Source organism: Pseudomonas machongensis, assembly GCF_034961125.1.
Classification (GTDB): domain Bacteria; phylum Pseudomonadota; class Gammaproteobacteria; order Pseudomonadales; family Pseudomonadaceae; genus Aquipseudomonas; species Aquipseudomonas machongensis.
In genome coordinates this window covers 1-14621 of the sequence record NZ_JAYFUI010000152.1, presented here as the reverse complement: position 1 = coordinate 14621, position 14621 = coordinate 1, and the positions used below count along the sequence as shown (strand labels likewise).

The window sequence follows — 14621 nt, the reverse complement described above, 5'->3', positions numbered from 1 at the left end:
CGGGCCGAGCAGCTCGATGCCGCTCAAGCCCTGCTCTGCCAGCACACCCTCGGCGGCGGCGCAGGCCTCGTCGAGAAAGGCTTCCGCCTGCCCTGGCTTGTGCGCTTCGGCGCGCAGCAGGGCCAGGTGCGAGAAGGGCGGCAGGCCGGCGGCGCGCCGCTCGCTCAGGGCTTGCTCGGCGAAGGCGAAATAGCCTTGCTCGGTCAGTTGCACCAGCAGTGGATGCTCGGCCAGGTGGGTCTGCACGATCACCTTGCCAGGCTCCTCGGCCCGCCCGGCGCGGCCTGCGACCTGGACGATCAACTGCGCCATTCGCTCGCTGGCGCGGAAATCACCCGAGAACAGTCCGCCATCGGCATCGAGGATGGCCACGAGGGTTACCCGCGGGAAGTGATGCCCCTTGGCCAGCATCTGGGTGCCGACCAGAATGCTCGGCTGGCCGCGCTGGATGGTGGTGAACAGGTGGTGCATGGCGTCCTTGCGCGACGTGCTGTCGCGGTCCACGCGCAGGACGGGGTAATCGGGGAACAGGGTCTTCAGGCGCTCTTCGGCGCGCTCGGTTCCGGCGCCGACCGGGCGCAGGTCGACGTGGGCGCACTGCGGGCATTGCAGGGGCAGGCGTTCGTCGTAACCACAGTGGTGACAGCGCAACACGCCGGAGCGCTGATGCACGGTCATGCGTGCATCGCAGCGTGGACATTCCGAAAGCCAGCCGCAGTCGTGACACAGCAGCGTCGGGGCGAAGCCGCGGCGGTTGAGGAACACCAGCACTTGCTGACCGGCTGCCAGGGTCTGGCCGATCGCCTGCTGCAGTGGGCCACTGATGCCGCTGTCCAGCGGCAGGCTGCGCACATCCAGGCGCATGAAGCGCGGCGGGCGGGCGCCGCCGGCGCGCTGGTTCATGCGCAGCAGGCCGTAGCGCCCGCTGTGGGCGTTGTGCAGGCTTTCCAGCGAGGGTGTCGCCGAGCCCAGCAGGATCGGGATGTTCTCCTGGTGCGCGCGGACCACGGCCAGGTCGCGGGCGTGATAGCGCAGCCCTTCCTGTTGTTTGTAGGAGCCGTCGTGCTCTTCGTCGATGATGATCAGGCCCGGGTTCTTCATGGGCGTGAACAGTGCCGAACGTGTGCCGATGATGATGTCGGCCTCGCCATCGCGGGCAGCGAGCCAGGCATCCAGACGCTCGCGGTCGTTGACGGCCGAGTGCAGCAGGGCGATGCGGGCATTGAAGCGCTGCTCGAAGCGCGCCAGGGTCTGCGGGCCGAGGTTGATCTCGGGGATCAGGATCAGTGCCTGCTTCCCGGCCTCCAGGGTTTCGCGAATCAGCTGCAGGTAGACCTCGGTCTTGCCGCTGCCGGTGACACCGGCCAGTAGGAAGGCGTGGAAGCTGCCGAAGCCTGCGCGCACGGCCTGGAAGGCAGCGCTCTGCTCCTCGTTGAGCGGCAGTTCCGGCTGGGCCAGCCAGCGGTCATGGCGTGGCGCCGGCAGGTGCCGGCGCACCTCGACCTGCACCAGTTCCTTGGCCAGCAGCAGGTCGAGGCTATCTTTGTTCAGCCCGAGTTTGGCCAGCACGCTGTGGGCTACGCCATGAGGGTGCTGGGCGAGGGTCTGCAAGGCCTCTTTCTGGCGCGGTGCCCGGGCGATACGTGGGTCGTCCAGGCGCGCGCCGGGGGTCGCATGCCAGAAACGCTCCTGGCGCACTTCGGCTGCTTCGCCCTGACGCAGCAACACCGGCAGTGCCCAGCTCAGGGTGTCGCCCAGGCTGTGCTGATAGTAGTGGGCGGTCCACAGGCACAGCTTGAACAGTGCCGGAGGCAGCGGCGAGACCGGGTCGAGCAGCATGCTCGCTGGCTTGAGCTTGTCGGCGGGGACTTCGCTCTGCTCGCAGACCTCCACCAGCACGCCGATCATCTCGCGACGGCCGAACGGTACGCGGATGCGCATGCCGGGTGTCAGTTGCTGGCGTGCCATGGCGGCCGGGGCCCGGTAGTCGAACAAGCGACGCAGGGGCGAGGGCAGGGCAAGGCGCAGGATGACGTCGGACACGCGGCAGGTCTTCGTAGCTGGTCGGGAATCGCACGAGCCTAGCAGACGACGGCCGGTGCAAGCGACAACTTGCGCTGGCCTGACGGTCTGGTATTATTCGCCGCCTAATTACGTGCGGTATTCAACAATTGGTGTTGGGTGGCGGCACGCAGCTCGAGGAAGTGACCATGAAAGCCGATATTCATCCGAACTACGAAGCAGTTGCTGTCACCTGCAGCTGCGGCAACAAATTCGAAACCCGTTCGACCCTGGGCAACACCCTGGCGATCGACGTTTGCAACCTCTGCCACCCGTTCTACACCGGTAAGCAGAAAGTCCTGGACACCGGTGGTCGCGTACAGAAGTTCGCCGATCGCTTCGGTATGTTCGGTACCAAGAAGTAATCATGCGCACGGCGAGCCCTTCGGGTTTCGCATTGCTGCAAAAGAAGGCGCCCCTCGTGGGCGCCTTTTTTGTGGGCGCAATCTGGCATGTTCCCGCGCAGGCCTTCTGCCCGGTGCCCGAGGCCGTGCAGCCAGTGACGGTGCGTCAGGTCGTCGATGGCGATACCGTGCGTCTGGGGGATGGCCGCAGCGTGCGGCTGATTGGTATCAATGCGCCCGAGATCGGGCGCAAAGGTCGCACCAGCGAGCCCTATGCCGAGGCGGCCAGGCGGCGGCTGGAGGCACTGGTGCAGGCCAGTGATGGCCGGGTGGGGCTGGTGCCGGGTGTGGAGCCCAGGGACAAGTACGGGCGCACCTTGGCGCACATCTATGGCCGCAATGGCGACAATCTTGAGGCACGGTTGCTCAGTGAAGGCTTGGCCTATCGCGTTGCGGTGGCACCCAACGTGCGTCTGGTTGGTTGCCAGCAACAGGCCGAACAGGCCGCACGCACAGGTAGGCTCGGGCTCTGGCGGCAGTCGCCGGTCATCGCAGCGGGGCGCCTGAGGCAATCCGGGTTCGCTGTGATCGGCGGCAGGGTGAGCGCGATCGATCGCAATCGAGGAGGCGTCTGGCTGGAGCTTGACGAGGCTGTGGTGCTGCAGGTTCCCGCTCGTCTGCAACGCGCCTTCCCCGACGGTTTCTTCGATAATCTCAAGGGGCGTCAGGTCGAGGCGCGCGGCTGGGTGCTGGACCGTTCCCGCAAGGGCGGGCTCAAGCCTGGGCAGCGACGCTGGCTGTTGCCGCTGAGCGATCCGAGCATGTTGGAGCAGGTTTCGGTGAAAAAATAGTTGTAGACATTATTGGTTTGGATTGTACACACTCAAGGCCGTAAGCCCCGCGGGTTGTAGCGTAAAGTCGTAGGCCAAGGGCCTTGACACATGTGACCGGGCAGTCTTGTCGCCTCCCGGCTCTTTGCGTATCCTCGGCGGTCCGTCAGAACAGTAAACAAGCGGAATGCCCACCATGTCAGACTTGAAAACCGCCGCTCTCGAATATCACGCTCAACCTCGCCCGGGGAAACTGAGCGTCGAACTCTCCAAGCCAACCGCCACCGCCCGTGACCTTGCCCTGGCCTACAGCCCAGGCGTCGCCGAGCCGGTACGCGAAATTGGCCGTGATCCAGAGCTGGCCTACAAATACACCGGCAAGGGTAACCTGGTCGCTGTGATCTCCGACGGTACCGCCATCCTCGGCCTGGGTGACCTCGGCCCGCTGGCTTCCAAGCCAGTCATGGAAGGCAAGGGTGTTCTGTTCAAGCGTTTCGCCGGTATCGACGTGTTCGACATCGAAGTCGAGTCGGAAAGCCCGCAGGCCTTCATCGACACCGTTCGCCGCATTTCCATCACCTTCGGTGGCATCAACCTCGAAGACATCAAGGCACCTGAGTGCTTCGAGATCGAGCGTACCCTGATCGAGCAGTGCGACATCCCGGTCTTCCACGATGACCAGCACGGCACCGCCATCGTGACGGCCGCCGGCATGATCAACGCCCTGGAAATCGCAGGCAAGAAGCTCGAAGACGCCAAGATCGTCTGCCTGGGTGCCGGCGCTGCCGCCATCTCCTGCATGAAGCTGTTGGTCAGCATGGGCGCCAAGGTCGAGAACATCTATATGATCGACCGCAGCGGCGTCATCCACGCTGGCCGCGACGACCTGAACCAGTACAAGGCGCAGTTCGCTCACGCCACCGACAAGCGCACCCTGGCTGACGCGCTGGAAGGCGCTGACGTGTTCGTTGGCCTGTCCGGCCCGAACCTGCTGAGCCCGGAAGGCCTGAAGTCGATGGCTGCCAACCCGATCGTGTTCGCCTGCTCGAACCCGGATCCGGAAATCGCTCCAGAGCTGGCCCACGCCACCCGCAGCGATGTGATCATGGCCACCGGTCGTTCCGACTACCCGAACCAGGTCAACAACGTTCTGGGCTTCCCCTTCATCTTCCGTGGTGCCCTGGACGTTCGCGCCAAGCGCATCAACGAAGAGATGAAGATTGCCGCCGCTATCGCCCTGAAAGACCTGGCCAAGCTGCCGGTTCCGAAGGAAGTGTGCGAGGCCTACGGTGTTGAAGGTCTGGAGTTCGGCCGTGAGTACATCATTCCGAAGCCGCTGGACGCTCGCCTGATCACCGTCGTTTCCGATGCCGTGGCCAAGGCCGCCATCGAATCCGGTGTGGCGACCCTGCCGTATCCGAAGCACTACCCGCTCAAGAGCGTGGATGACGTGTTCAACGGCTGATCCCGTTGTAGCGACATGAAAAAGCCCCGGCTCGCAAGAGTCGGGGCTTTTTGTTGGCCGTTGCTCTACAGATGACCGCTCCACCTGTAGAAGCGACACAAGGCCGCTGCTACAGGTTCAGATCGCTACTCAGAACAGATCCATCGGCGCCGCCTCATCGGCCGGCAGCGGGCTGCCTGGTGCTGAGCCGTTGCCCAGCTCGTCTACCGATGGTGGTGAATCCTCGGCCTTGAACAGCTCGAAGTAGGCGTTCGGCGTGCTTGGTGTCGCCGCGCGACCGCTGACCGGATCCACGCGCAGGCTGAGGATACCCTCCGGCTCTGCCGGTGCGTGTTCAGGCTTGCCCTTGAGTGCCGGGCCCATGAAGTCCATCCAGATCGGCAGTGCAACGGTGCCGCCATATTCTCGGCGACCAAGTGTTTCAGGCTGGTCGAAACCGACCCAGACCGTGGTCACGTAGTCGGCGTTGTAGCCGGAGAACCAGGCATCCTTGGATTCGTTGGTGGTACCGGTCTTGCCCGCGATGTCGCTGCGGCCCAGGGCCAGGGCGCGACGGCCAGTGCCACGCTTGATCACATCCTGCAGCATGCTGGTCAGGATGTAGGTGGTACGGCCATCGACGATGCGCTCGGCAATGGCCGGCGTTTGCGGCGGCGGGGCGATCTGGCCCAGTGCCGAAGGTGCGGTGCCCGGTTGTGGGAGCGTGGTGATCGGCTCTTCGGGCGCGGCGATTCCGGCCTGGTCCTGATTGCCCTGGGGAACGCGCGCCGGGTTGGCAGTGAACAGTGTTTCGCCGTTGCGGCTTTCGACGCGCTCGATCAGGTAGGGGTTGATCTTGTACCCGCCGTTGGCAAAGGTGCTCCAGCCGGTGGCGATTTCCATCGGGGTGAGCGTTGCGGTACCCAGTGCCAGCGACAGGTTGCGCGGCAGGTCCTGCTTGTTGAAGCCGAACTTGGCAATGTAGTCGATGGTGCGGTCGACCCCCATCGCCTGGAGCAGGCGGATCGAGACCAGGTTGCGCGACTTGTACAGCGCCTCGCGCATGCGGATCGGACCGAGGAAGGTGTTGGTGTCGTTTTTCGGACGCCAGACCTTGTCGAGGTATTCGTCGACGAACACGATCGGTGCGTCGTTGACCAGGCTGGCGGCGGTGTAGCCGTTGTCCAGTGCGGCGCTATAGACGAAGGGCTTGAAGCTGGAGCCTGGCTGGCGTTTGGCCTGCATGGCGCGGTTGTAGTTGCTCTGCTCGAACGAGAAGCCACCGACCAGGGCGCGGATTGCACCGCTGTTCGGGTCAAGCGTGACCAGTGCGCTCTGGGCGCCCGGCACCTGGCTGAACTTGAGCTTGCCGTCGTCCAGGCGTTGCAGGCGCACCAGGTCGCCGATCTGCGCGACATCGGCCGGCGACTGAGGCGCGCGCCCCTGGGCATTGCTGTTGATGAATGGACGGGCCCACTTCATGGTGTCCCAGGCGACGTCTTCGTCCTGGCCGCCGCGCGTCATGACTTTCAGGCCGGTCTTGTCCACCTGGGTGACGATGGCCGGTTCCAGGCCGCCGAGGGTGCGTTGCTTGCCCAGTTCCTGCTGCCAGGCGTTGCGGGTCTTGCCCGGGAAGCGCGCTTCGGGGCCGCGGTAGCCATGGCGCTCGTCGTATTGGGAGAGGCCGTTGAGAACTGCCTTGTTCGCGATCTCCTGCGTGTCGCTGGGCACGGTCGTGGTGACCCGGAAACCTTCGGTATAGGCATCGCTGCCGTAGCGTCCGACCATCTCGGCGCGCGCCATTTCGGCGACGAACGGTGCATTCACCTCAGGTGTCGGTACGTGATAGCTGGCGTTCAGCGGCTCGGCGAGGGCGGCCTGGTAGCTTGCCTCATCGATCTTGCCGAGCTTGTACATGCGGCCGAGGATCCAGTCGCGGCGCTCCTTGGCACGCACCGGGTTGGCCAGCGGATTGAAGCGCGAAGGGGCTTTGGGCAGGCCGGCGATCATCGCCATCTGCGCCAGGCTGACATCACGGATCGACTTGCCGTAGTACACCTGCGCGGCGGCATCGATGCCGTAGGCGCGGTTGCCCAGGTAGATCTTGTTGACGTACAGCTCGAGGATCTCGTCCTTGGTCAGCTCACGTTCGATCTGCAGCGCCAGGAGGATCTCGTTGGTCTTGCGCGAGAAGCTGCGCTCGCTGGTGAGGAAGAAGTTCTTCGCCACCTGCATGGTGATGGTGCTGCCGCCGGTCTGGATATGACCAGACTTCACAAGTTGGGTCGCAGCGCGCATCAGGCTGCTCGGGTCGACCCCGTAGTGATTGAGGAAATTGTCGTCTTCGGCTGACAGAAGCGCCTGGATGAACTGTGGGGGAATTTCCGCAAAACGGATTGGCGAGCGGCGCATTTCGCCAAACTCGGCAATCAGTTTGCCGTCGCTGCTGTACACCCTCAGGGGGATCTGCAACTGGATGCTTCTGAGCGAGTCGACCGAAGGCAGGCTGGGACTAAGATACAGAAACGCACCACTCAGACCGAGCACGAGCGCGCAGATGACGGCGACGAAAGACCACCAGAAGAACTTCAGCAGACGTATCAAGGCTTTTGGGTGTCCAGGTTGAGAAGTGGAGTGCACGCAGGCCCGGCGGACGGGAAAAAACGCTGGGCATTATAAGCATTTTCGCCCCGCCGGGTCATCGGTCGGTCGGGGCAATGGGCGCAATCGCCCCGGATGGCAAGGGTTTGCCACGGTCATGATAAGGAGCAGCGATGCTTGGACGCTTTGGCAGGGATGCCGGTTCAGTATTGGGGGTGGAAATTGCCTCCGATTCCGTGAGGATTCTTGAGTTGCAGCGGCGACGAGGGCGCCATGAGGTGGCTGCCTGGGTGGTCGAGCCAATCCGGGGGGCTTTGCGGGGTGGTGGCGATACCGAAGTGCAGGCCATGGCCCTGCGTCAGGCGTGGCGCCGTTGTGGCAGCCGGTCTCGACGGGTTGCGTTGGCGGTGCCGGGCTCGCAGGTGATCTGCAAGGTGGGCCAGTTGCCCGCCGCACTGGCGGAGCCTGAACGAGAAGCGCATCTGCTTGCCGATGCCGAGCGCCTTTTCCCTTTCCCGATTGACGATCTGGCCCTGGACTTTCAGGTGCTGGGCATCTCCCAGCAGGCACCCCACATGCTCGATGTGCTGGTCGGGGCCGCTCGCCAGAGCGTTCTGGCGCCGCTGTTGCAGCCGTTCGAGGCGGCAGGCCTGGAGGTGGTTGTCGTCGAGGTGGACAGTCTGGCGCTGCGTCGCTTGCAGGCCACCGACAGCTGCCGGCCGCTGCTGCAGGTCGAAGCCGACAGCCTGACCCTGCATGGCTGGCCCGATGGACCCCTGCCTTGGCGAAAGGCGCAGAGGATCGAGCCTGGCGTGGGTTCGGCCGAGTTTCTGGCGCATCTCGAGAGCTTGCTGGAGGGGGATCCTCCGTTCGAGCTGAGCGCAGGGTTGATGGTCGGCGGCGGGGCGGCGACGGACGCTTGCGTGCGGTCGTTGGCGCGGCATTTCGGATTCCCCTGTGAGCGGGTTTGTCCGCAGCGGGTCCATGCGGCTTCGCTGCCAGACCGCTGCGGCGCCATGGTCCTGCCCCTCGGCCTCGCCCTGGGAGGTACGCAATGAGCCTGCGCCTGAACCTGCTGCCATGGCGTGAGCGCCAGCGTCTGGTGGAGCTGCGCAACTTCAGACTGGTGTTTCTGGGCAGTCTGTTCGCAGCGTTTGTCGTGGTCATGCTGGTTGATCGGTTCGCCCATCTGCGCCTGAAGCAGCAAGCCGCTGCCGGTTTGCAGCGTCAGCAACAGCTCCGGTTGCTGGATGGGCAAGTAGCACGCCTCGAGCAACTGCGTGAGGCGCGCGCGGGCCTGGGTAGGCAGGTCGATGCGCTCGGTGCGCTGCGCTCCTCGCAGCAAGGAGTACCGCAGTTGTTGATCGAGATCGAACTGGCGATTCCGCATGGGATGCAACTGACCCGCCTGGACGTGCAGGACGACCGGCTGCAGATCAATGGCCTAGCGGTTTCTCCTGCGGTGCTGGCCCAGTTCATGCGCGACCTGCAGCGCTCGCCGATACTCCTGGACCTTGAACTCAAGCACGTCTTGGCGCGGGCCGGTGGCGATGCGTTCTCACTCGTGGCCCGGGTGGTGGCCTCCTGAACATGCGTATCGCTGAGATGCTCGTCTGGCACGAGATGGCGGGGCGCTCGCGTATGTACAGGGGCGCGGTTGTAGTCATTGGTGTGTCGCTGGTGCTTGCCTGCGGCTATCAGTTCCGTCTGCAGGAGGTGCGCGCAGCCTACCGACAAGGCGTGGCGAGCGAAGTCGAGCAGCGGAAGCTGTTGCAGGCGCGGGAGCAACAGGTGCTGGCGCTGGATGACGCCGAGGTGGCGCTGGCGAGCGAGGCGAAGCGGCTGCGGGATGCGCGTTGGCGATTGTCGGGCGGCGAGGGCATGAGCGATCTGCTCGACCAGTTGGCCGTGTCGGGGCGCACCTACGGCCTGGTCTTCGAGCGCCTCGACGTGGAGGAAGAAGTCGAGGGGCCGGGTTACCGCCAGGTGTCCTTGCAGATGCAGGTGAGTGGGCGCTATGCCGCCCTGCGACCCTGGCTGGACGAGTGGCTGGGCCAGTTGCGCCTGCTGCGGGTGACCCGTTTGCAGTTGGAGCCTGCAACAGAACGGCCGGGGTTGCTGCAGCTTCATGTGTGGGTGCAGGCATTTCATGCCGGCGAGGCACTGCCAATGCCGGCTTCGCTGGCCGATGAGCCCGCTCGGCCCATCGGTCGGACGCCCGCGCTGGACCCATTTGCAGCCTGGTCGTCGCGTCGGCATACGGAGGGGTTGGCGGGGGTGCCGCTGGAGCAGTTGGAGATGGTGGGCAGCCTGTCCCGCGCGGGGCAATCCCAGGCGCTGGTGCGCTGGGCCGGGCGTGTTTACCGGGTTGCCAAGGGGGAGCGCCTGGGGCGTGAAGAGGGTGAAGTCATAAAGGTCGACCAGGATCAGGTCGAGATCAGGGAGCGGCTGTTCAACGGTGGCGAGTGGCAAGAGCGCTCAAGCTACCTGACGTTGAGCCGGCCCGCAGGCGCAAGGAGCGAACGTGAAAAGACTGCTGATCGGCGTCGTGGCGATGCTGCTGACGCTACGGGCAATGACGGAGCCCCTGTACAAAGGTGAGCCGCTTTCGCTGAATTTCCAGGACGTCGAGGTTCGTGCAGTGCTGCAGGTGCTCGCCGATTATACCGGCATCAACCTGGTGGCCAGTGACACGGTTCAGGGCAATATCACCCTGCGGCTGCACGAAGTGCCCTGGGATCAGGCATTGGAGCTGGTGTTGCGCAGCCGCGGGCTGGCCAAGCGTGAGGAGGGCAATGTGCTGTTGGTGGCCCCCGCCGCAGAGCTCGCCGAGCAGTCGCGCGAGGCGCGCATCGACCAGGCGCTCGAGGCGCAGTTGCAGCCGCTGCATCGGGAGTTGCTGCCGATTCATCATGCCGATGCGTCCGACCTGGCGAAACTATTGTTGGAGAGCCTCGCGGATGACGAACCTGCGGCAGGGCGCGGCAGTTTGAGCGTGGATTCGCGGACCAACACCCTGATCGCCACCCAGTCTGCCGCGCGCCTGGCTGAGTTGCGGCAACTGGTTGCGGATCTGGATGTGCCGGTGCGCCAGGTGATGATCGAGGCCCGGATCGTCGAGGCCAACGTCGATTACGAGAATGTGCTCGGCATTCGCTGGGGTGCAAAGCTGGGCGGTATGCCAGCGCGGTCAGGCAGTGAGCTGTTTGTCGATCTTGGCGCGCAGGGGGCGACCTCAGGCGTGGGCGTAGGGGTGGTGCGCGGCGATGTGCTGCTTGATCTGGAGCTCAGTGCCATGGAGAAAAGCGGCAATGGCGAGGTCATCTCCCAGCCCAAGGTGGTCACTGCCGACAAGGAAACCGCGCGTATTCTCAAGGGCACCGAAGTGCCGTACCAGCAGTCGAGCAAGAGCGGCGCCACCTCGGTGGCTTTCCGCGAGGCATCGCTGTCACTGGAGGTCACGCCGCAGATCACCCCGGATGGCAAGGTCATCATGGCGGTGCGGGTGACCAAGGACGAGCCAGACTACGTCAATGCCCTCAACGACGTGCCACCGATCCGCAAGAACGAGGTCAATGCCAAGGTGCGCGTGGCCGATGGCGAGACGATTGTGATTGGTGGCGTGTACTCGACGTCGCATAACAATGGAGTGGACAAGGTGCCATTTCTTGGCGATCTGCCGTATGTTGGACGGCTGTTTCGACGCGATGTATTACAAGAGAAAAAATCTGAGCTGCTGGTCTTCCTGACTCCGCGTATCATGAATGACCGGGCGATTGCTGTGAGTCGTTGATTCTGTGCGAAATTTGATACTTGTAGGGCCCATGGGCGCCGGTAAGAGCACCATCGGGCGCCTTTTGGCCAAAGAGCTGCGCCTGCTGTTCAAGGATTCCGACAAGGAAATCGAGCTGCGAACCGGCGCCAACATCCCGTGGATCTTCGACAAGGAAGGCGAGCCGGGCTTCCGTGATCGTGAGCAGGCGATGATTGCCGAACTCTGCGAGCTCGACGGCGTGGTTGTCGCAACAGGTGGCGGCGCAGTGATGCGCGAGGCCAATCGCCAGGCGTTGCACAGGGGCGGGCGTGTCATCTACCTGCATGCCTCGGTGGAACAGCAGGTCGGCCGTACTGCACGTGATCGCAACCGTCCACTGCTGCGGACCGCCAACCCGGAAGCCACGCTGCGTGCGTTGCTGGAAACGCGCGACCCGCTCTATCGCGAAATCGCCGACCTCGTGGTGGAAACCGACGAACGGCCGCCGCGCATGGTAGTGCTCGATATTCTCGAGCGTTTGCAGCAGTTGCCGCCCCGCTGAGCCGGGACTATCCTCGGCGGCCAACGCCGGGGCGACGTTGAACGTTACCGCGCTGGCCGCTCAGGCAAGGCCGCGCCAAAGCATATTGTGGGGATACATGCAGACATTGAAGGTCGATCTGGGCGAACGTAGCTATCCGATCTACATTGGCGAGGGCCTGCTGGACCAGCCCGAGCTGCTGGCGCCGCACATTGCCGGGCGGCAGGTCGCCATCGTCTCCAACGAAACCGTCGCGCCCCTGTATCTCGAGCGGTTGAGCAAGACACTCGGCGCCTGGTCGGTGCTGCCGGTGGTGCTGCCTGACGGCGAAGCCCACAAGAACTGGGAAACCCTCCAGCTGATTTTCGATGCCCTGCTCACGGCCCGCCATGATCGGCGCACCACTGTGGTCGCGCTGGGCGGCGGGGTGATCGGCGACATGGCCGGCTTTGCCGCGGCCTGCTACCAGCGCGGCGTCGACTTCATCCAGGTGCCGACCACGCTGCTGTCCCAGGTGGATTCGTCCGTTGGTGGCAAGACCGGCATCAATCACCCGCTGGGCAAGAACATGGTCGGTGCCTTCTATCAGCCCAACGCGGTGCTGATCGACACCACCAGCCTGCGCACCCTGCCAGCCCGCGAGTTGTCGGCGGGCCTCGCCGAAGTGATCAAGTACGGCCTGATCTGCGACGAGCCATTCCTCGGCTGGCTGGAAGACAACATGGCAGCCCTGCGCGGGCTCGATTCCGTGGCCCTGACCGAAGCCATCCGCCGCTCCTGCGCGGCGAAGGCGGCCGTGGTCGGTGCCGACGAGCGCGAGTCTGGCGTGCGCGCCACCCTGAACCTCGGCCACACCTTCGGTCATGCCATCGAAACCCACATGGGTTACGGGGTATGGTTGCATGGCGAGGCCGTCGCTGCCGGGACCGTCATGGCCCTGGAGATGTCCATGCGTCTGGGCTGGATCGACCAGTCGGCGCGTGATCGCGGAATTCGCCTGCTGCAGGATGCAGGCTTGCCGGTGGTGCCTCCACAGGAAATGACCCCGGCGCATTTCATGGAACATATGGCGGTCGACAAGAAGGTGCTCGACGGACGCCTGCGCCTGGTGCTGTTGCGCCAGATGGGCGAGGCCGTGATCACCGACGACTATCCGAAAGAGATTCTTCAGGCCACGCTTGCAGCGGATTATCGCGCGATCGTGGCGCAGCTTTGAGGTTGTGACAGCGCAATGACCAGTTTGCATGCCGATGAGGCGTTCCTCGATCACTACCAGTTGAGTCACGATCCGTTCGCACCTCGGGTGCCCGGATTCAAGTTCTTCCCTGCCCAGCGCAAGCCGGTGCTGGGCCAACTGCATCACCTGGCGCGTTACAGCCACCTGATGCTGGTGGTAACCGGCCCGCTTGGCAGCGGCAAGACCCTGCTGCGCCAGGCCCTGGTGGCCAGCACCAACAAGCAGTCGGTGCAGAGCGTGGTCGTTTCCGCGCGCGGCGCAAGCGATGCTGCCAGCGTGCTGGGCCAAGTAGCCCAGGCGTTGAACGTCGCCCAGCCGGAAGTGCAGGCAATCCTTTCCCAGGTCGTCCAGCTGGCGTTGACCGGGCAGGAAGTCTATCTGCTGGTGGACGATGCGGAACAACTCGACGAGTCGGCACTCCAAGCGTTGCTGGAGCTGGCGGCAGGCGTTCCGGAAGGGCGCCCGCATGTGTTCCTGTTCGGTGAACCTTCGCTGATTGCCGGGCTGGACGAACTCAGTGTCGAGGAAGAGCGCTTCCACATCATCGAGCTCGCCCCCTACAGCGAAGAAGAGACTCGTGAGTATCTGGAGCAGCGCCTGGAAGGTGCTGGCCGGGGCCTTGAAGTATTCAGCGCCGAGCAGATCGCCGATATCCACGAAAACTCCGACGGCTGGCCAGGAAACATCAACCAGGTTGCCCGCGATACCTTGATCGAAGCCATGATCGCTACCCGCAGTACGGAAAAGCGACCATCCATGGGGTTCAAAATGCCTAAGAAACATGTGCTCGCGTTGTCCGCTGTCGTTGTGGTTGCTGTCGCGGCCGCGGTCCTGATGCCCAAGAAAGGAGACAAGGCGCCGACCGAAGCACCTGCGGCCCAGGCCCAGTTGCCACTGGGACAGTCGGGCAATGGCGGACCGACCGTCGAATTCTCCGGTTCTTCGCAGCCCATGCCACTGCCGCTGGTAGGACAGTCGCAGCCGGTCATGCGTGAGCCGCTGGCCCAGGCTGCAGGCATGGGAGATGGCGACGAGGCGGGCCCTGCCGGTGATACTTCACTGCAGCCTTCAGCGCCCTCTGCTGCCGTTCCTCCCACCGTCACCACGACTGCGCCGCCCCAAGGTGTCGCCGCCGGTCCTGCACCCGCTCCGGCCCAGCCGGTTGCGCCTGTGCAAAAGCCTGTCGCAACCCAGCCGGTCAAGCCGGTTGCGCCTGCCGCCAAGCCAGCGCCGGCCCCGACCCAGGTGGCGACCGCCAAGCCCGCTGCCAAGCCTGCCGAAAAACCCGCCGCCGGTGGCGCAGGCAACAGTGGCTGGTACAGCGGCCAGAAGCCGGGCAACTATGTGGTTCAGGTGTTCGGTACCAGCAATGAATCCGCTGCCCAGTCGTTCGTCAGGGAGCAGGGTGGCGACTATCGCTACTTCAAGAAAACCCTGCAGGGCAAGCCGCTGTATGTAGTAACCTACGGCAACTTCAGCAGCCGCGATGCCGCAGCTGCGGCAATCAAGAACTTGCCAGCGAAGGTCCAGGCTGGTAAACCTTGGCCTCGTACCGTCGGCAGCGTTCAACAAGAGCTGGCCACGGCCCGCTGATCCTTCCGGGCGGCACCACCCCCGCCGCCCAGTTGCTGAGCGAATCCCGGACTCGACAAAGCCTGCTGTGCTGATGCGCGGCAGGCTTTTCTGTCCCAGACTGCCGGCCACAAGCCTTCTGTTGCAGTCACGGCTGAAACGCTTCAGACTCGGCTCAAGCCGCTACCACGGCGCATGACGCAAAAACATTCAAAAATGCGACATAAACTTTCAACG

The 14621-nt window shown here is 64.2% G+C and carries 12 protein-coding genes; 10 read left to right on the top strand and 2 right to left on the bottom strand.

The window, feature by feature from the left end; genetic code table 11:
• A partial coding sequence (locus VA602_RS14965) for a primosomal protein N' (RefSeq protein ID WP_323453601.1) occupies nt 1-2043 on the bottom strand: 2043 nt, incomplete at its 3' end.
• Between the two features lie 167 nt (nt 2044-2210).
• Here VA602_RS14965 and rpmE point away from each other — a divergent pair.
• The 3 genes from rpmE to VA602_RS14950 all read left to right on the top strand — a co-directional run bounded on the left by rpmE (nt 2211) and on the right by VA602_RS14950 (nt 4700).
• Entirely contained in the window at nt 2211-2426 is a 216-nt protein-coding gene (rpmE, locus tag VA602_RS14960; protein WP_054891182.1) for a 50S ribosomal protein L31, read from the top strand.
• Between the two features lie 2 nt (nt 2427-2428).
• Nucleotides 2429-3256, top strand: coding sequence for a thermonuclease family protein (locus VA602_RS14955; RefSeq protein ID WP_153773283.1), 828 nt, complete (start codon nt 2429-2431; stop codon nt 3254-3256).
• Nucleotides 3257-3431: 175 nt separating this feature from the next.
• Complete coding sequence (locus VA602_RS14950) at nt 3432-4700, top strand: malic enzyme-like NAD(P)-binding protein (protein WP_054891184.1); 1269 nt, start codon at nt 3432-3434, stop codon at nt 4698-4700.
• Between the two features lie 129 nt (nt 4701-4829).
• Here VA602_RS14950 and VA602_RS14945 read toward each other — a convergent pair whose 3' ends face one another.
• Nucleotides 4830-7280: a penicillin-binding protein 1A gene (locus tag VA602_RS14945; protein ID WP_407682511.1), complete on the bottom strand. Its 2451-nt coding sequence runs from the start codon at nt 7278-7280 to the stop codon at nt 4830-4832.
• 173 nt (nt 7281-7453) lie between these two features.
• Here VA602_RS14945 and pilM point away from each other — a divergent pair, with 173 nt between their 5' ends.
• The 7 genes from pilM to VA602_RS14910 all read left to right on the top strand — a co-directional run bounded on the left by pilM (nt 7454) and on the right by VA602_RS14910 (nt 14405).
• Complete coding sequence (gene pilM / locus VA602_RS14940) at nt 7454-8338, top strand: type IV pilus biogenesis protein PilM (protein WP_323453599.1); 885 nt, start codon at nt 7454-7456, stop codon at nt 8336-8338.
• Nucleotides 8335-8868 (top strand): PilN domain-containing protein, encoded by a 534-nt coding sequence (locus VA602_RS14935; RefSeq protein WP_200602926.1) that lies wholly within the window; start codon nt 8335-8337, stop codon nt 8866-8868. The genes pilM and VA602_RS14935 overlap by 4 nt, the downstream gene beginning before the upstream one ends.
• Nucleotides 8869-8870: 2 nt before the next feature.
• Nucleotides 8871-9881, top strand: a complete 1011-nt coding sequence (locus tag VA602_RS14930; RefSeq protein ID WP_323453598.1) for a pilus assembly protein PilP — start codon at nt 8871-8873, stop codon at nt 9879-9881.
• Entirely contained in the window at nt 9835-11073 is a 1239-nt protein-coding gene (locus tag VA602_RS14925; RefSeq protein ID WP_323453602.1) for a type IV pilus secretin PilQ, read from the top strand. The genes VA602_RS14930 and VA602_RS14925 overlap by 47 nt, the downstream gene beginning before the upstream one ends.
• Nucleotides 11074-11077: 4 nt before the next feature.
• On the top strand, nt 11078-11596 hold the full coding sequence (aroK, locus tag VA602_RS14920) for a shikimate kinase AroK (RefSeq protein ID WP_063541601.1): 519 nt from the start codon (nt 11078-11080) through the stop codon (nt 11594-11596).
• A 97-nt stretch (nt 11597-11693) separates the two neighbouring features.
• Nucleotides 11694-12791 (top strand): 3-dehydroquinate synthase, encoded by a 1098-nt coding sequence (gene aroB, locus VA602_RS14915; protein WP_054891191.1) that lies wholly within the window; start codon nt 11694-11696, stop codon nt 12789-12791.
• 15 nt (nt 12792-12806) lie between these two features.
• The gene (locus tag VA602_RS14910) at nt 12807-14405 is read left to right on the top strand and encodes an AAA family ATPase (RefSeq protein WP_323453597.1); all 1599 of its coding nucleotides are present in this window, start codon (nt 12807-12809) and stop codon (nt 14403-14405) included.
• Nucleotides 14406-14621 lie beyond the last annotated feature (216 nt).

Bases quoted from the DNA above. Each gene is read 5' to 3' on its own strand.
- aroB (WP_054891191.1), top strand. From the start codon at position 11,694: ATGCAGACATTGAAGGTCGATCTGGGCGAACGTAGCTATCCGATCTAC.
- VA602_RS14910 (WP_323453597.1), top strand. From the start codon at position 12,807: ATGACCAGTTTGCATGCCGATGAGGCGTTCCTCGATCACTACCAGTTG.
- VA602_RS14925 (WP_323453602.1), top strand. From the start codon at position 9,835: ATGCTGCTGACGCTACGGGCAATGACGGAGCCCCTGTACAAAGGTGAG.
- rpmE (WP_054891182.1), top strand. From the start codon at position 2,211: ATGAAAGCCGATATTCATCCGAACTACGAAGCAGTTGCTGTCACCTGC.
- VA602_RS14935 (WP_200602926.1), top strand. From the start codon at position 8,335: ATGAGCCTGCGCCTGAACCTGCTGCCATGGCGTGAGCGCCAGCGTCTG.
- VA602_RS14955 (WP_153773283.1), top strand. From the start codon at position 2,429: ATGCGCACGGCGAGCCCTTCGGGTTTCGCATTGCTGCAAAAGAAGGCG.
- VA602_RS14950 (WP_054891184.1), top strand. From the start codon at position 3,432: ATGTCAGACTTGAAAACCGCCGCTCTCGAATATCACGCTCAACCTCGC.
- pilM (WP_323453599.1), top strand. From the start codon at position 7,454: ATGCTTGGACGCTTTGGCAGGGATGCCGGTTCAGTATTGGGGGTGGAA.
- VA602_RS14930 (WP_323453598.1), top strand. From the start codon at position 8,871: ATGCGTATCGCTGAGATGCTCGTCTGGCACGAGATGGCGGGGCGCTCG.